The organism is Gluconobacter sp. NFX36 (assembly GCF_049887835.1).
Taxonomy (GTDB): Bacteria; Pseudomonadota; Alphaproteobacteria; order Acetobacterales; family Acetobacteraceae; genus Gluconobacter; species Gluconobacter japonicus_A.
On the sequence record NZ_JAGEKJ010000015.1, the window covers coordinates 37,704 to 53,972 of the forward strand.

General features: G+C 59.7%; 7 protein-coding genes. 3 read left to right on the forward strand and 4 right to left on the reverse strand.

The genetic code is table 11. From position 1 onward, the window contains the following. Nucleotides 1-3: 3 nt before the first annotated feature. Genes addA through tsaE form a run of 3 tightly spaced genes read right to left on the reverse strand, consistent with a single transcriptional unit; the run spans nt 4 to nt 7,039 of the window. On the reverse strand, nt 4-3,561 hold the full coding sequence (addA, locus tag J4P41_RS13240; RefSeq protein ID WP_426067497.1) for a double-strand break repair helicase AddA: 3,558 nt from the start codon (nt 3,559-3,561) through the stop codon (nt 4-6). After that, nucleotides 3,558-6,593: a double-strand break repair protein AddB gene (gene addB / locus J4P41_RS13245; protein WP_426067498.1), complete on the reverse strand. Its 3,036-nt coding sequence runs from the start codon at nt 6,591-6,593 to the stop codon at nt 3,558-3,560. Before addB ends, addA begins: the two co-directional genes overlap by 4 nt. Then, the gene (gene tsaE / locus J4P41_RS13250) at nt 6,590-7,039 is read right to left on the reverse strand and encodes a tRNA (adenosine(37)-N6)-threonylcarbamoyltransferase complex ATPase subunit type 1 TsaE (protein ID WP_426067499.1); all 450 of its coding nucleotides are present in this window, start codon (nt 7,037-7,039) and stop codon (nt 6,590-6,592) included. The genes addB and tsaE overlap by 4 nt, the downstream gene beginning before the upstream one ends. Before the next feature lie 240 nt (nt 7,040-7,279). On the opposite strand from tsaE, the gene J4P41_RS13255 reads away from it, so the two are divergent. Next, nucleotides 7,280-12,523, forward strand: a complete 5,244-nt coding sequence (locus J4P41_RS13255) for a Hint domain-containing protein (RefSeq protein WP_426067500.1) — start codon at nt 7,280-7,282, stop codon at nt 12,521-12,523. On the opposite strand, the gene J4P41_RS13260 is transcribed toward J4P41_RS13255, so the two are convergent. Continuing rightward, on the reverse strand, nt 12,520-13,596 hold the full coding sequence (locus tag J4P41_RS13260; protein ID WP_426067501.1) for a glycosyltransferase family 4 protein: 1,077 nt from the start codon (nt 13,594-13,596) through the stop codon (nt 12,520-12,522). The genes J4P41_RS13255 and J4P41_RS13260 overlap by 4 nt on opposite strands. Before the next feature lie 46 nt (nt 13,597-13,642). Here J4P41_RS13260 and J4P41_RS13265 point away from each other — a divergent pair, with 46 nt between their 5' ends. Beyond that, a complete protein-coding gene (locus tag J4P41_RS13265) occupies nt 13,643-14,665 on the forward strand; it encodes an NAD(P)/FAD-dependent oxidoreductase (RefSeq protein ID WP_426067502.1) in 1,023 nt (340 codons plus the stop codon). A gap of 96 nt (nt 14,666-14,761) precedes the next feature. Next, nucleotides 14,762-16,015 (forward strand): D-amino acid dehydrogenase, encoded by a 1,254-nt coding sequence (locus tag J4P41_RS13270; protein ID WP_426067503.1) that lies wholly within the window; start codon nt 14,762-14,764, stop codon nt 16,013-16,015. Nucleotides 16,016-16,269 lie beyond the last annotated feature (254 nt).

The following is a 16,269-nucleotide window of genomic DNA, read 5'->3' on the forward strand; positions in this document are numbered from 1 at the left end:
AAATCAAGACTCCTCCAGTACACGATCCAGAAGCGCGTCAGGAAGAACCATAACGGATGGTCCCTCCGTCCAGACCAGTGAACAGTGAATGGCAAAATCAGGGTGGAGTTGCTGAAGAACTGCCCGATAGGCCGCCATCTGTCTCACATAGGCCACCGGTGTCCGCTCTACCCGAATCGGGGGAGTACGATTCGTTTTGTAGTCGCAGATCCAGATTTCTCCGTCTCCGATCCACAAGCGGTCCACCTGCCCTAAAACCACGCGGCCATCACTAATGCCCGAAATTGGCTGCTCGGCCCTGCTGCCTGCCTGAAACAAGGGTGCGAGTTCTGGATGGTGCAGGACGCCCATGACCTGATCCGTCAGACGCCCGACCTCGTTCTCTGTCAGCCCAAGTGCAGGTCTGGAAAGCCAGCGGGTTGCAAGTGCCAGCCGATCTTCGGAAGGCGTTTCCGGCAAAAGCTGAAGCAGGCGATGGATCATCGTACCGCGCCGCATGGCCTGTTCCCGAACAGGCTTTGGCCTCCCTGCAAGGAGTTCCAATGGAGATCGGGCGGCAGGCACTTCGCCGAACTCCGCGCCATCCGGCCGACTTGGAGCCAGAGGTCGGGTCATGGCGTCTTCCATTGGAGCGACGTCCGCGCGCCAGTCAGGCGCACGACCGAGCCACGCAGGCAGTTCTAGCGCAGGGAGGGCAGCACGCGGTGCGGCATCTGGTGCAGGAGCCACGCTCCGCTCTTCTTCCAGAACCAGACGATCTCCCTCCCATCCCAGTTCCAGCGGTTCGGACCGCGCATTGGCGAGCGTTTCGAACCCGGCCTGACATTGACGGTACCAGCTTGTGTCGTCCGGCTGACGTTTCGTGGAGGCTCCGCAGATTACCAGCCAGTCACTGGCGCGCGTCAGGGCCACGTAGAGCAAACGGTTGTTTTCCGCCCGCGCTTTCTCCGCATCCCGGGCAGACAAAGCAGTCGTGACATCCGTGCCAGCATCTTTCTTAGGCACCCAGATCGGAAGCTCCAGCCCGGCAGCTTCTTCCCAAAGGAAGTCCCCACTAGCTGGCGCACGGGACAACGTATCCGGCATCACAACCAGACGGGCCTGCAAGCCCTTCGATCCATGCACGGTCATGACGCGGACAGCCCCGGTCTCGCTTTCCGCTTCACGCTTGCTGGTAATTTCGCTGGCTTCCAGCCAATGCAGAAACCCCTGAAGCGACGGAGGATGCAGCCCTTCGTAGCGCAGTGCAGCGGTCAGCAGTTCATCCACCGGTTCAGCCGCTTCCGGCCCGAGACGCCGCAGCAGTCTTGTGCGTCCGCCATGCGGGCCAAGGGCTTCAGCCAGCAGGCGATACGGTGTGGCATAATCCACTCGTGCATAGAGCGCGGACAGCATCGTCCATGCCGCCTGCCACTCCGCACGCTCCCGATGACGCTCCCGCAGGACAGTCCAGAGCGGCTGGCCTTTCGGGCCAAGGGCATGGGCGCGTCCGTCTTTCGTCGCCAGCGCCATCAGCGAATCATCGCTCAGCCCACCGAGGGGTGAGGTCAGAACTGCTGCCAATGTCAGATCGTCCTGCGGCAGAAGCAGGGCTGCACAGAGCGTCATAAGGTCGCGAACAGCCACTTGCTGCGTCAGACCAACACGCACCAGTGTCGCCACGGGCACGTTCCGCGATTTCAGGGCCCGGATCAAAGACCGCAGGAAGGAAGACCGGCGCGGCACGAGAATCAGAACATCGCCGGCTTTCAACGGCGCCTGCCCCGGCTGCGGTGACCGGCCAATCTGTTGATCAATCCACCCGGCAAGGGCCTCAGCCAAACGCTGGGGCGCACTGCGCTGGCCGGTATTGGCTTTCGGTGCCTGCCAGGGCGTCAGACCTTCATCATCGTCCTCGCCCTCCAGCACCGGAACGAGCGGCCAGAGTTCAACGCGCCCACCCTGCCCCGGACGCGCAGATACATGGGGAAGCAGTATCTCCTGCCCCCGTTCCAGCAGACCATGGGCTGCATTCGGCTGGGAAAAGACCGCATCCACGAAAGACAGAACAGGCGTGACGGAGCGGAACGAGACGTTCAGATCCGGATCACGCCACGGCAGGCCCGCATTCTGAACCCGGCGCGCAAACTCGGCTCTCCAGCTATGGAACTGCTCAGGGTCAGCGCCCTGAAATCCGTAAATGGACTGTTTGTAGTCGCCCACCGCGAACACGGTGCGGGGTCTCGGCCCCTGTTCCCATGCACCCTCACCGGAAAAGAACTCGGACGTCAGAGCCCCGGCAATTTCCCACTGAAGACCGGAATTGTCCTGCACCTCATCCAGCAGAAGATGGTCGATCCCGCCATCCAGTTTGTAGAGCACCCAGGCTGCACCCGGATCTTCCAGCAGGTTCCGCGTCTCCTGAATAAGGTCGTTGTAATCCACCAGTCCACGCGCAGCTTTGCCCTCACGGAAGTTCGACAGCATTGGCGCGGCAAGAGACAGAAGTGCGCGGTTCAGGGAAAGAAGCACGGCGCGCTTGATGCTCTCGGTCAGGTCCAGCAGGCGCTGGCCTTCACGTACCAAAAGGTCTTCCAGATGCGGGAGAGCCTTGCGGGCTGCTGCGTTAGCAAAGCCGTTTATTTTTCTGAGCGTACCGCCTTTTACAATAAAGCTTCCCGTCCAGAGGGCTGGATCGCGATGTTCGATAGAAGACGCCAACCAATCGAGCATGGGTGTAACCAGCTTCAGGGCGCTGTCTGTGGCCAGAGGTTGCAAAGCCTGCAATTCGGAGCGCAGCCGCTCTTCTTCCGGGGGCTTACAGACCAACCCTTCCAGATCAGACGCATCTTCCTGCCCGGCTTTCAGGGCGGCCCGATAGGCGCTCAGCACAGCATCCGGCAGCATCTGCCAACGGTCCAGCAAGGGACGAACCCGACTTTCTTCCATATTCAGAGCGCGTATCCGCTGGAAGAACCTGTCGATCCCGATAGTCCCCGCCACTTCCGCCACGATTTTCGGAGCCTTGGCAAGTTCGTCTTCCATGGCCTCCCGCAAAGCCAGCGTCGTGTCCGTGTCTTCCATCAGGGTGAAATGCGGATCGACCGAAGCTTCAAGCGGGAAGCGCCGTAGAAGAGACTGACAGAACGCATGGATCGTCTCGATCCGCAGACCGCCCGGCAGGTCCAGAACTTTCAGGAACAGCCCACGGGCCGCCCGGCGCGTCTCGTCCGTGTTGGGAACACGCAGTTTCTCAAGTTCCTCGCCCAGACGCTCATCCGGAAGCGATACCCATTCGCCAAGCCGGGACTGAAGACGATTGGCCATCTCCGCGGCGGCGGCCTTGGTGTAGGTCAGGCACAGGATACGGGACGGATTTGCTCCTTCGGCCAACACAATCGACCCATCATCCGCTTCTACTTCCAGCGGCAGCATCAGACGAAGCAGACGATCAATCAGCAGCTTGGTCTTGCCCGATCCGGCAGACGCGGACACGAACACGGACGCCATCGGGTCAGACGCGGCAAGCTGAGTGCGATCGGCTTCAGCAATGACGTCAGCGCGGTTGCGGGTCTCGCTCATGAGTCGTCTCCTTCTGCATAGGCCGCGCGCCATTCATCCACCCGTGCCAACTGCGCGTAATCCGTGTAGCGCGGCACATGTCCTGCCCAGGGCTGGGAGCGATAAGGCTGATCGGGCTGGTCATACTCATCAATGAGGCCGCGTAGTTTTTCCATAGCCTCACCAATCAGGGCTGCCGCATCAAGGCTGGATTTCCGGCTTGGAACTTCGCTTTCTTTCCCCGGATCATCACCGCCTGTCAGATGCCAGTACAGAAGCTGTTTCGTCTCAGCCGCCGGAACACCTTCGAAAGCACCCTTGGCCAGCAATGCCCCTTCCAGAACAAGCTGAACGGACCATCCACCCTCCACGGCTTTGCCGGTGGGCGGGGAGCCGGTCTTGTAATCGAAAATCGTCGCCTTGCCGTCTTCATCAACGTCAATGCGGTCTGCCCGGCCGCGGAGTTCGAACGGTGCACGAGCCGCTTCGATTTTGAAGGACGCAGACACTTCCATATGCCGCGCGATGGCATGTTCCTGTTCCCGACGGCTCCGCTCCTGTACGGCAACCCACTCCGCGATACGCTCCAGCCTTGGGCTCCACCAACTGACCAGCGCAGGTCGCATATTGGCCTTGGCCAGTTCTTCCGCGAATGCGCGCTTCAGGGATGCGGCCACGTTCTGCGGCCAGCGGTCCGGATACTCTTTGAGAACGCGATCCATGGCTTCATGCACGATCATACCAAAATCTGCGTGTTCCGCGCCTTCCTCAAGCGGCTTGAGCGCCTTCAGCTTCAGAACATGCTTGGCGTAAATGGCATACGGGTCCTGCATCCACGTCTCGATCTCCGTGATGCTCAGACGCCGTGGGCGAAGTGCCACAGGAGGCCTTGGCTCTGGAGGCGCCACCGTTTCCGCACCATCCAGCGGTTGATCCATCGCCTTTTGCCATTCGAGCGCAGGATGCACAGGCAATCTCTGCCCACGTCCCCCCAGAAACGCCTCCATCCGCACCATCCAGCGGGCGGGCACACCCGGTGCACCATCCCGTCGGGCGGAACTGGAGAACACGACCTCTCCGGCGGCTAAAGCCGTTGAGACGAAATCATGAGCGCTGATCCCGATCTGCCGCTCAGGAGACGGCAGACCAACACGGGTCCGCATCGGGCGGCTCAGCCATGGCCCCGGATCAGTCGCAGGCGGCCAGACCGTTTCGTTCAGTCCACCCAGAACAACCACATCGAACGCCAACAGACGCGCTTCGAGCACACCGAGAATGGTGACACGCGGATGCGCCAGTTCCACACCGCCCCGATGCGCGCGCAGGCCCGTCAGCATCTGACCGGCCATGGACGTGTTCAGGAAGGAATCCAGATGTGCCAGCCTCTGCGGTGGCAGGATGCCGGTATGTTGGATCAGGGCAGCCAGATGGCGGGACAGAGCTTCGCCATCATCCCCCATCCAGAGACGCCCGCCCGGATGTAGCCCCTCTTCGGGATCTGCGGTCAGTTCTGTTTCAGTAGCGGCCAAGGCTTCGGCAGTATGAATCAGGGCTTCCAGCAATTCGGGGAGCGGAACGGCTCCGGGCAGGCCAAGCAAAGGCTCGAAAGCGGCTTCAATCCGCGCGATGAACGCGGCTGGACTTTCCGGCTCATCAGGAGCATCCGCGCTGGCCCCATTGTCCGGATCACGCTGGTTCTGAATATAGCCCTCAAGCGCCGCCTTAAGGCCTGCAATACCGGGTGCAGGAGCCGGTCCACGCAGCAACAGACGCTCCAGCCGACGGGCCGAGGCGTGACAGTGACCCGGTGTGCGCCCCAGCGACGCCAAAGGGTGCTTCAGAACGGACAGCAGAGCCACCGGCGAAAGCTGGGCCTCGGCTGCCGTAGCGATCAGGCGCAGGAACACGGCAGCTGGCGTCTGCGCCAGAGGCTCACCGGCACTGTCATCGGCATAAATCCCGAACCGCAGAAGCTCGGTCCCAACGCGCTGGGCAAGGCTACGATCTGGCGTCACAAGCGCACAGGTCTGCCCGGACACGGACACCACATTTCTGAGGATCAATGCGATGGACTGCGCTTCCTGCTGCTGATCCTGTGCAGGCAGCAGAGACAGACCTGAAATATTCCGCGGATTCAGATCCCGCCCCCAGGCCGTAATCCCCTGTTCCGGCAACATGACACCACGCATCAGGCGCTCTCTGGCCCGATCCCTGCCGCCGTCCCAGTCCGTCAGATCATCGCGTGTCAGGCCCAGATCTGTGAGAATTTCCCTAAGACCCGCCTGTGGGTGTGACGCAGGCAGCGCGTCCCACATGGCCTGTGGCAGATCCAGATCAACCCCCGGAAGAATCACCAATCCGGCCGGTAACGTCGCCACTGCCGCCAACACATCCGAAACCGCTGCGGAACCATCTGCGAACCCGACCGCCCAGACGGGTGTGTGGGGGGGGACATGCTGCCACGCCGCCGCCTGCGCTTTCAGACGCGCGACCTGACGGGCGACGGGGTTCGACAGACCTTCTTCTTCCAGCCATTTCGGCCAGATCGTCGTGATAATTTCCAGAAATTTCAGCGTCTGCTGCCAGTGTTCTGAAAAGCGTTCTTCCACGGCCTCTGGCAAACTTGCCGCCAGATCGACCCCACTGCGCTCGGCCTCATCCATCAGATCCGCCAGAGCCTTGGCGAGAGGCCATGCCCGGTCAATGCCTTTGGTCTTGTCCACCCCAACACTGACGATTGGCGTTTGCAGGATCAGCATGGACAGAACAGCCAACCGCCTCTGCGGCTCGACGGCAGGAGGCAACGAGACATCAATCCCAATGGACGCCAGCGCCTCTTCGTCCACATCATTGATCGCAACGATGCGCGGCAAGAGGGATGCCTTGCCATCCAGCACGCGCAAGAACGCTTCCATCAGCGCACGTCCGGCACGACGGCTCGGCACGAGCAACAGTCCCGGACCGTCGGTTCCGGCTGCGGGGTCCTGCTTCAGCCATTCATGAGCGATCCGATCCAGAAAAGGCTCGGTGCCTGCAATCGTCACAACGGTCATAGCGCAATCCCGCTCAGACGTTCGTCCGGCCAGCCGATTAGCTCAGCAAACCGTTCGTCTTCTGTCGCGCCAGAAGTCAGCGTCAGATGCAGGGCATTGGCAGGCAGGAGATCTTCAGCGCGCTCTGGCCATTCCACCAGCATGATGCCTTCGCAGGCTTCATCCCAGGCCAGTTCGTACAGCGCATCCGGCCCATCCAGCCGCCATAGGTCATAGTGGAAAACCGGCCCGGCGGAGGTGTCGTAAGGCTGAACCAGCGCAAAACTCGGGCTTGGAACTTCCATCTGCGGGTCATGGGCCAGCACCCGCAGAAATGCCCGCGCGAAGGTGCTTTTCCCAGCCCCAAGACCACCTGACAGGGCAATGCAATCGCCTGGAGTGCAAAGCGCTGCAAGTTGGGCGGCAAGATGTTCGGTCGACGTCTGATCAGGAAGGCGTATCTGCATGCCACCTACTCTGGCTCCCCCGCTGCCATCCAGCAAGCGTCAGTCATTCAACTTTCGACACTGCGGATTTGCGCACTCCACCCAGAGAGATAAGACACAAAACGAAACAAAATGAACGTTTTATGATTATTGGTAAAACAACAACAAAATTTATTGACTCTTTATTACAAAACGACAGAAATAAATTTTAACTTTTTAGTAACACTCCAACAATACCCTTTCCCAGAAGGTATTCACAAAATGTCATCCACACTTCTCATCAATGAATTCATGTTCAACCCAAGTGCTTCCGGAGATCCGAACGAATTCATTGAAGTAAAAGGGGACGCAAACACAGATTATAGCGAATGGTCACTCATTGTTGTCGACGGTGACGGCAGCGTTGCGGGCAAGATCGATAACGTTTTCCAGCTCGGGACAACAAACAGCTCTGGCTACTGGGTTACCCCTTACCAGAAGAATGCTTTGCAGAACGGCACGCAGACTGTTCTTCTGGTCAAGGACTTTACCGGCAAGGTCGGAGACGATCTCGATACCGCCAATACTGGCACGTTCACGTCCACCCCATGGTCTGAAATCGGTGACACGATCGCCGTCTCGGACGGAGGCAGTGGCGATCCGACCTATGCGAACGCTCCGGTCCTGACTGGCAAATTGATCGCTGGCGCATCCCGCATCCCCGACGGCACTGACACAGACAGCGCATCTGACTGGACCGCGGATGACCCGTCTCTGGCCGGAATTTCAGGATATGGTACCACTGCTGCTGCCGGAACCATTCTGGTTACTCCAGGAGCCGCAAACGACGGAACCACCAGCGGCGGCTCTTCCGGCTCGGATGACAGCTCCTCAGGGTCAGGATCGGATACGGGATCAGGTTCAGGTTCAGGTTCAGGTTCAGGTTCAGGCACCGATACCGGCACCACAACTCCGACAACCCTGACCATCCAGCAGATCAACGGAAACGGTTATTACAGCCCCGTCGCAGGCAGCAGCGTCACAACCACAGGCGTCGTGACGGCCGTTGATACAAACGGCAGCATCGGCTTCTGGATCCAGCAGTCCAGCAAAGACATAAGCAGCGTCGGGAGTACCGGCCTGTTTGTGTACGCCGGCAAGAATGCCACATTGCCAACTGTTGGCACGACCGTTTCCGTCACCGGCACAGTGACGAATTATTCCGGTACGTCATGGAGCAAATCCCTGACACTGCCGGAACTCAATCTGGTCTCCTACACAGACACAGGCGCAGCCTACACGGCGATTTCCCCGACCGTGATTGGCCAAGGCGGTCTGACCGTTCCCGCAGCCTCCTATCTTGGCGATCTTGAACAGGCGATCGACCTCAACAAGAGCACGGCCACCATCAACCCTGACACCAACGCTCTGGACTTCTATCGCAGCCTCATCGGGCAGGTCATCACACTGCATGATGTTGTAGCGACCGGTGCCACAGCGTCCAACGCCACCTGGGTCGTGCCAGACAACGGAAATGGCCTCCTGACGCCAACCGGTGCACTCCAGAGCACTGAGAGCAGCATCAATACCCAGCGCGTCGAGATCTACTATGACAGCGGCGTCACACCTGGTTCCGCCATCAGCGCTGAAGTCGGAGACAAGCTCGGGGATATCACGGGTGTCCTGACCTACTACAATGGCGTCTATGAACTGATCCCGACCACACAGGTCACGGTCATTCATACCGAGACGGAAAAGCCGGTCACGAGCTTCCACAAAGACGAGCAGAACCTTCTCGTCAGTGACTACAACATCGAGAATTTCAACGCCCTTGATCCGGCCAACGCGGACCGTCTGGCACAGGTCGCCAAGATCATTGTGCAAAATCTCGACAATCCTGACGTTCTGGCCATTCAGGAAATCCAGGACGACAGCGGCATCACGAATGACGGCACTGTCAGCGCGGAACAGAACCTTGCCGCGCTGGTCAAGGCCATCGCCGACGCAGGCGGTCCAACCTATTCCTGGGCACAGGTCGATCCGGCGAACGGCACGCAGGGCGGTGTGTCCGGCGGCAACATCCGCAGCGTGTTCCTCTACAATGCGGACCGCGTCACGCTGAAGGAACCCGTCACCACGATCGGCAGCGAAGAACTGAGCGGAACGTTCAAAAACACCCGCCTTCCACTGGTTGGCACGTTCGAGTTCAACGGCAAGGACGTCACGCTCATCAACGTGCATCTGTCCTCGCAAGCCGGAAGTTCGGAGCTGTACGGTGCAACCCAGCCCCCAGTGAACCACGGCGGCACGACCAGCACGGTCAACAACCGTATCGCTCAGGCTCAGTACATCACCAACTACGTCCAGAACCAGCTTTCCAGCGACCCAACCGCGAAGATCGGTATCCTTGGTGACTTCAACGACGTAGCGTGGAGCGACGCCAACAAGGTCTATGCCAACGCCGGCCTGACCGACATGGAAACCAAGGAAGACGAGAGTAACCGCTACACCTACATCTATGAAGGCAACGCCCAGTCCCTCGATCACACGATCGGCACGGACGGATTTGCCAATGCAGGCCAGTTCCAGACGCTCCATATCAATACGGGACAACTTGACGCAGAATCCGACCACGACCCTTCCCTAACCCTGCTGGAAATGACGGATTACAGCGCCACAAATGGTGCTGCCCTGTCTGACGTCGCCCTGACAAACAGCCAGACCGCAGCCGTCCACAGCGGCAGTACGGCTTCGAACATCAGCGTTGGAGATGGAAGCCAGCTTGCGCTTTATGCTGGCAGTACGACCCAGAACATCCGCCTCGCCAGCGGCGCAAAAGTGGACCTCCCGGAACTTGCCTGGTCCAACAGCGCGACGGCAACCCTGACCGATCCCTCCACGCTGGAAATCTCCAACGGCACCGACACTTATACGATTGCCCTCGACAGCGATTACGCCGCCGACTTCTTCACGCTTCAATCTGACAGCACCGGCGGCACGCTCCTTCTGACAGAAGGCACACCCTGCTACTGCCGCGGCACACTGATCCGCACGGAACGCGGTGATATTCCGGTCGAACAGCTTGAAGTTGGTGACCTGATCCAGACGCGCTCGAACGGCCTGCGCCCCATCCACTGGATCGGCCACCGCAGCTATTCCGGCACGTTCGCCAATGGCAACCGCGATATCCTGCCAGTCACCTTCCGTAAGGGATCGCTCGGCAGGGACCTTCCTGAACAGGACCTGTCCGTCTCCCCGCTCCATGCCATGTATCTGGACGGCGTGCTGATCCCGGCTCTGTCGCTCGTGAACGGCACCAGCATCGTGCAGGCCGAGCGCATGGATGAAGTCGCGTACTTCCACATTGAACTGGAAAGCCACGACGTCATCTTTGCGAACAGCGCAGAGTCTGAAACCTTCGTGGACGACAACTCGCGCGGCATGTTCCACAACGCCGCCGACTACAGCGTGCTCTACCCGAATGCAGAGTCGGTTCCGGCTCAGTATTGCGCCCCGCGCGTTGAGGAAGGCGCCCTTCTGGCCGCCGTTCGTAGCCGTCTGAACGCCCTGTCTTCTGACACCCGCGCGGCAATGAACGATCTGGAAGGCTATGTGGACGTCGCAACGCATAGCCGTATCGAAGGCTGGGCACGCGTTCAGGGCAGCCTGAAGCCTGTCCGTCTTCAGATTGTCGATAACGGTGTGGTGCTGGGCGAAATCCTGGCGGACAAGGCTCGCCCGGATGTTGGCGCAGCCTGTGGCTTCCGGTTCGACATTCCGGGTGGCCTGTCTCCACTGGAGCGTCACGTTCTCGAAGTCCGCCGCATCACGGATGGTGCTGCCCTCGGCAACACGCCGTGGATGATGGATCAGAAGGAACAGAAAGCCCCACTGGCCATCGTAGCGTCTGCTCCGGTCGAACTTCTGGACGGCTGCATCGACATCGCCACCCGCAACCGCATCTCCGGCTGGGTCACGAACCCAACGGCTTCTGAAGACCCCGTAACGCTTCAGATCGTGGATAACGGTGTGGTTCTGGCCTCCGTTCTGGCCAATGGTCGGCGCCCGGATGTCGCAAAAACGGGCCGTCCTTTGCTCTGCGGGTTTGATGTCATCCTGCCGGGTGGCCTCTCTCCCCTGACACGCCATGTTCTGGAAGTGCGTCGTGAAAGCGATGGCGCCCTCCTCGGCGCGCCGCAGGTTCTGGAAGCCGTCGGCATGTTCGACGCGGATATGGAGCAGACCGTCGCCCGCGCTGTCGAAGCAGCCGCGGACGAACAGGCTGGCGATCAGGTTCTGTCCTTCCTGCTGGGTCAGGTCGAGAAACTCCGCCAGTCCCGGGCGCAGGCCATCAGCGGCCTGACGGATCAGGCGCTCAACGCCACACGCCGTCGCCGTGGTATGAAAACTGTCAGCGCACCACAGCGCAAACGCGCTCTAGTGATCGACAGCCTGCGTCCGGATGCAAAGCGGGATGCAGGATCGCAGGCCATTCTGTCTCACATGGCTGCACTGGAAGGTCTGGGATACGACGTCTGCTTCATCGCAGCAGACCAGATGACCCTGACCACACGTCTGGAAACCCTCCCGACCGTGACTGTTCAGGGCGCACCAGTCTTCGCATCCGTCGAGGATGCACTCTCCCGCCAGAAAGACAGCTTCGACGTTGTGTATCTGCACCGGGAAGACGTCGCCACGCGCTACATGGCGCTTGTCCGTCGCAACCAAAGCAAGGCCCGCGTGCTGTATAGCGTGGCGGACCTGCACTTCCTGCGTCTGGCCCGTCAGGCCGCCATTCAGGGACGGCCCGAACTGATGGCCAAAGCCAATCAGGTTCGGGTCGCGGAATATCGCGCAGCTCTCCAGGCCGATGCCGTGCTAACGCATTCCCAGACCGAAGCCACACAGCTTCTCAAGGATCTGCCTCAGGCGAATGTGTATGTCGTGCCATGGGCTGTGTCGCAAACCGTTTCCGAGACCACAAACCGCACTGGTGTGCTGTTCGTCGGCAATTACGCCCATGCTCCGAACGGGGATGCCGCCCGCTGGCTGGTGCAGGACATCATGCCAGCCGTCTGGGCCATGGATCCGACCATTACCTGCACCCTCGCAGGCGCAGAAATGCCAGACAGCATCCACGCACTGGCCAGCGATCGTATCCGCGTTCTGGGGCATGTGCAGGATCTGGGCAGCGTTCTCGGTCAGGCTCGCCTGAGCGTTGTACCGCTACGTTTCGGTGCAGGAATCAAGGGTAAGGTTCTGGAAAGCCTGTCCGCAGGTGTTCCCTGCATCATGACACCCATTGCAGCCGAAGGCCTGAGCCTTCCGAAGAACCTTCAGCCGCTCGTACAAACGACAGCAGAAGATCTGGCTCGCCAGATCGTCGCACTGCACACCACCGAAGACCTGTCAGACGTTACAAACGCAGGACGGGCCTACACACAGGCAATGTTCTCTGAAAACGCCGTCATGGCCGCACTGAACATCGCACTGGACCAGAAAGCCGCCCTTCGCGCTGCAGGCTAAACACCACAAGGAAGAGACAGCAGGTCCACCCATCGGGCCATGACTGTCTCTTCCTGAAACTCCAATGCTTTGCGGCGGGTCATGGCAGACATGGTCCGCCGTTTTTCTGTCTGCTCCATCAAGGACAGAAGTGCCTCGGCCAATGCGGGAACGTCGCCCGACTGAACCAAAATCCCATTCACGCCGTCTTCCACAATTTCAGCCGGCCCGGTTTCACAGTCGAATGACACAACCGGCAGACCGGCAGACGCCGCTTCCAACAGAACCATCGGAAGCCCTTCATAGCGGGAGGAACAGACATACAGTCCAGCCTGCCGATACTCCGCTTCAATCTGATGCGTGGCCGGAGCCAGCGTCACGCGCGATAATCCCTGCACGGCCTGAAGCAAAAGATCCTGGTCCGGGCCGTCTCCACGGATCAGCAGAGACCAGTCTGCGCTGCGGGGATCCGCTTCCACCTTCGCCCACGCCACCAACAACAGGTCATACCCCTTCTGTGACGTCAGCCGGCCTACCGTCAGAACGGTTCGGGATGTCTCATCATAAGGTGTCTGCCAGACAGGAGGCGCCATATTGGAAATGACGGTCAAAGAAGCCCGAACGTCCCGCCCCGCCTGCCAAAGCACCCTGTCCCGAGCCGTCAGAACAACAACATCGTCAGCCCATCTGGCCGCAATCCGCCGCCCCCAGACCCGTTTGCGACGTCCCAACGTAATGTTGAAATTGAAGTGCTCCCAGACGATGCAGCGACATCTGGCCAGACGGGCTGCTACAACGCCATAGAGAGCATGTGTGGCTTCCACGACAATCAGTGTGTCGATACGGTGACGCCTCAGATAGCGCACCAGTCTCCCGACAATCCGTGGCCAGGAATTGAAAATTTTTACCGGCTTTTCAAACAGGGATTTTACGGGAATTCTGTCATCCAGCGGAAAGACGGGCGGGCCGTTTCCCACCAGTTCCAGCAGATGAACCGTCACATCCCGCTGAACAAGCCCGTTCATCACCGCACAGGCAGAGCGCTCGGTTCCGCCTGTTGCATTAATATGTTGGATGACAAAGGCGCACCGCATGCGGGATGGTCTACCCCATTCAACTCAAAACGCCTAAGAAACAGATATGACGATTTCACCTCAAACCCTCTCCACCGACGTCGCAATTGTTGGCGCCGGTCCAACCGCCCTCTTCGCAGCGTTTGAATGCGGAATGCTCAAACTGAGCTGCGTTCTGATTGACGCTCTCGACAGCATTGGCGGCCAGTGTGCGGCCCTCTATCCGGAAAAGCCGATCTACGACATTCCGGCTCACCCTTCCATTGAAGGGGGCGCACTGATTGACGCTCTGGACAAGCAGATTGCCCCGTTCGACGTTCCGCGTCTGCTCGGCTCCCGTGTGGAAACCCTGACGGGCCATCGTGGAGACTTCACGCTGACAACAGCGCGTGGCGACACCGTAAAAGCCAAGGCTGTCATCATCGCGGCGGGCGCAGGAGCGTTCGGCCCGAACCGTCCGCCACTGGATGGACTGGAAGCTTACGAGCGGACGGGTGCGGTCCAGTATTACGTCAAGAAGCGTGCTGATTTTGTAGGCAAGACAATCGTCGTCGCCGGTGGTGGCGATTCCGCGCTCGACTGGGCTCTGTCCCTCTCCGAAGTGGCCGAGAAGATCTATCTTCTGCATCGCCGGGACCGCTTCCGCGGCGCGCCGGAAACGCTGTCCCGCATCGAAGAGCAGATTGCCGCCGGACGCATCGAGAAGGTCGTCCCCTACCAGCTTCATGCCCTGCACGGTACAGACGGGCAGCTTTCCGCCGTTGAGGTCACCACACTCGCTGGCGACTCCCGCCATCTGGAAGCCGACACGCTCCTGCCGTTCTATGGTCTGTCCACCGATCTTGGCCCGATCGCTCTTTGGGGACTGGATACGCACCGCAACACGGTACCTGTCACGCCAGCCACACTGGAGAGCAGCACACCGGGCATTTTTGCCATCGGCGACGTGGCCACCTATCCCGGCAAGCTTAAATTAATTCTTCAGGGATTTTCGGAAGGCGCAATGGCAGTTCATGCCATCCACGCCATAGTTCATCCGGATACAGCCCTGCACTTCGAATATTCCACCAGCAAGGGCGTTCCGGGCTGAAAACCGGGGGTAGACAACCGTTTCCGCTGATGCTGATCTGATCGGTACCAAATCGAAAAAACGGTTTTCTACCAATCGGAAAGCAGCAGAACTATCATGAAAATCATCGTCATGGGCGCCGGTGTCATCGGCGTCACGACCGCCTGGTACCTCGCTCAGGAAGGCCATGAGGTTGAAGTCATTGACCGGCAGCCTGGCGTAGGACTCGAAACATCCTTCGCCAATGCCGGTCAGGTCTCCCCCGGATATTCAACACCGTGGGCCATGCCGGGTCTGCCGTTCAAGGCCGCCAAATGGATGATGAGCAAGCATAGCCCGCTTGTTATTCGTCCGCGCTTTGATACCGCCATGTTCCGGTTCATGGGCGAACTGCTCGCGAACTGTTCGGAAAAAGCCTACGACATCAACAAGAGCCGTATGCTCCGGATCGCGGAATATGCCCGCGACAAGATCGACGCCCTGCGCGACGAAACCGGCATTACCTATGACGGCGACCAGAAAGGTCTGATCCAGCTTTTCCGGACGGACGCACAAGTCGAACATGCTGCCGAAGACATGCGTCTTCTGGCCGAAAGCGGCATCGACCATCAGCTTCTGAACGTCGATGAAATCATCGCTCATGAGCCTGGGCTGGCCCATGCCCGCCATCGTCTGCGCGGCGGCCTGCGCCTTCCGGGCGACCAGACGGGTGATGCCCATCTCTTCACACGTCGCCTCGCCGCCATGGCCGAGCAGAAAGGCGTGAAGTTCCGCCTTGGCACGAACATCGAAGCCATTGAGGCCACCAGCGATTCCATCCTGAGCATCCGCACGAGTGCAGGTCGCTTGAAGGCGGACGCGTATGTTCTCGCTCTGGGCAGCTACTCTCCGCGCCTTATGAAGCCGCTGGAACTACGCCTGCCGATCTATCCGGTGAAGGGCTACTCCCTTACCATGCCGATTACGGACGAGAGCCGTGCACCGGTTTCGACGGTCAATGACGAAACCTACAAGGTTGCCATCACGCGCCTCGGGGACCGTATCCGCATTGGCGGCACGGCTGAACTGACGGGCTTTAGCCTGCGTCTTAGCCCGGACCGTCGTGAAACGCTGGAACTGTCCTTCAACGAAATGTATGGCGGCGGCGACCTCTCTGCTGCACGCTACTGGACAGGCCTGCGTCCCTGCACTCCAGACGGCACCCCCATCGTCGGCCCGGCACCGCGCTATGACAACCTGTGGCTCAACACGGGGCATGGCACGCTCGGCTGGACGATGGCCGCAGGCTCCGGCCAGATCGTTGCGGACCAGATCTCTGGCCGCCAGACTGCTATTCCGTCTCTTGATCTGTCTCTGGACCGTTATCTGTAAAGCTTTGTCTGCCCGGTCAGGAGAATCTCCTGATCGGACAGACCCAGAACTGGTATCGGAATATGACGGCTACAGTTCTTGGAAAAAGTGGCCACAGGCAGTCCATCTTTCCGTCCGTCAATCCGTTCAGGTGGAGGGATCGAAGAACTGTTTGTTGATGCGCTTGTCTGATGATTTTAGTTTTTTGGCGCTTTGATTGAGGGTTTCCGGGGTGACTTTCGCTCTGCGTTTTGAGCAGATCACGGTCCATCGCC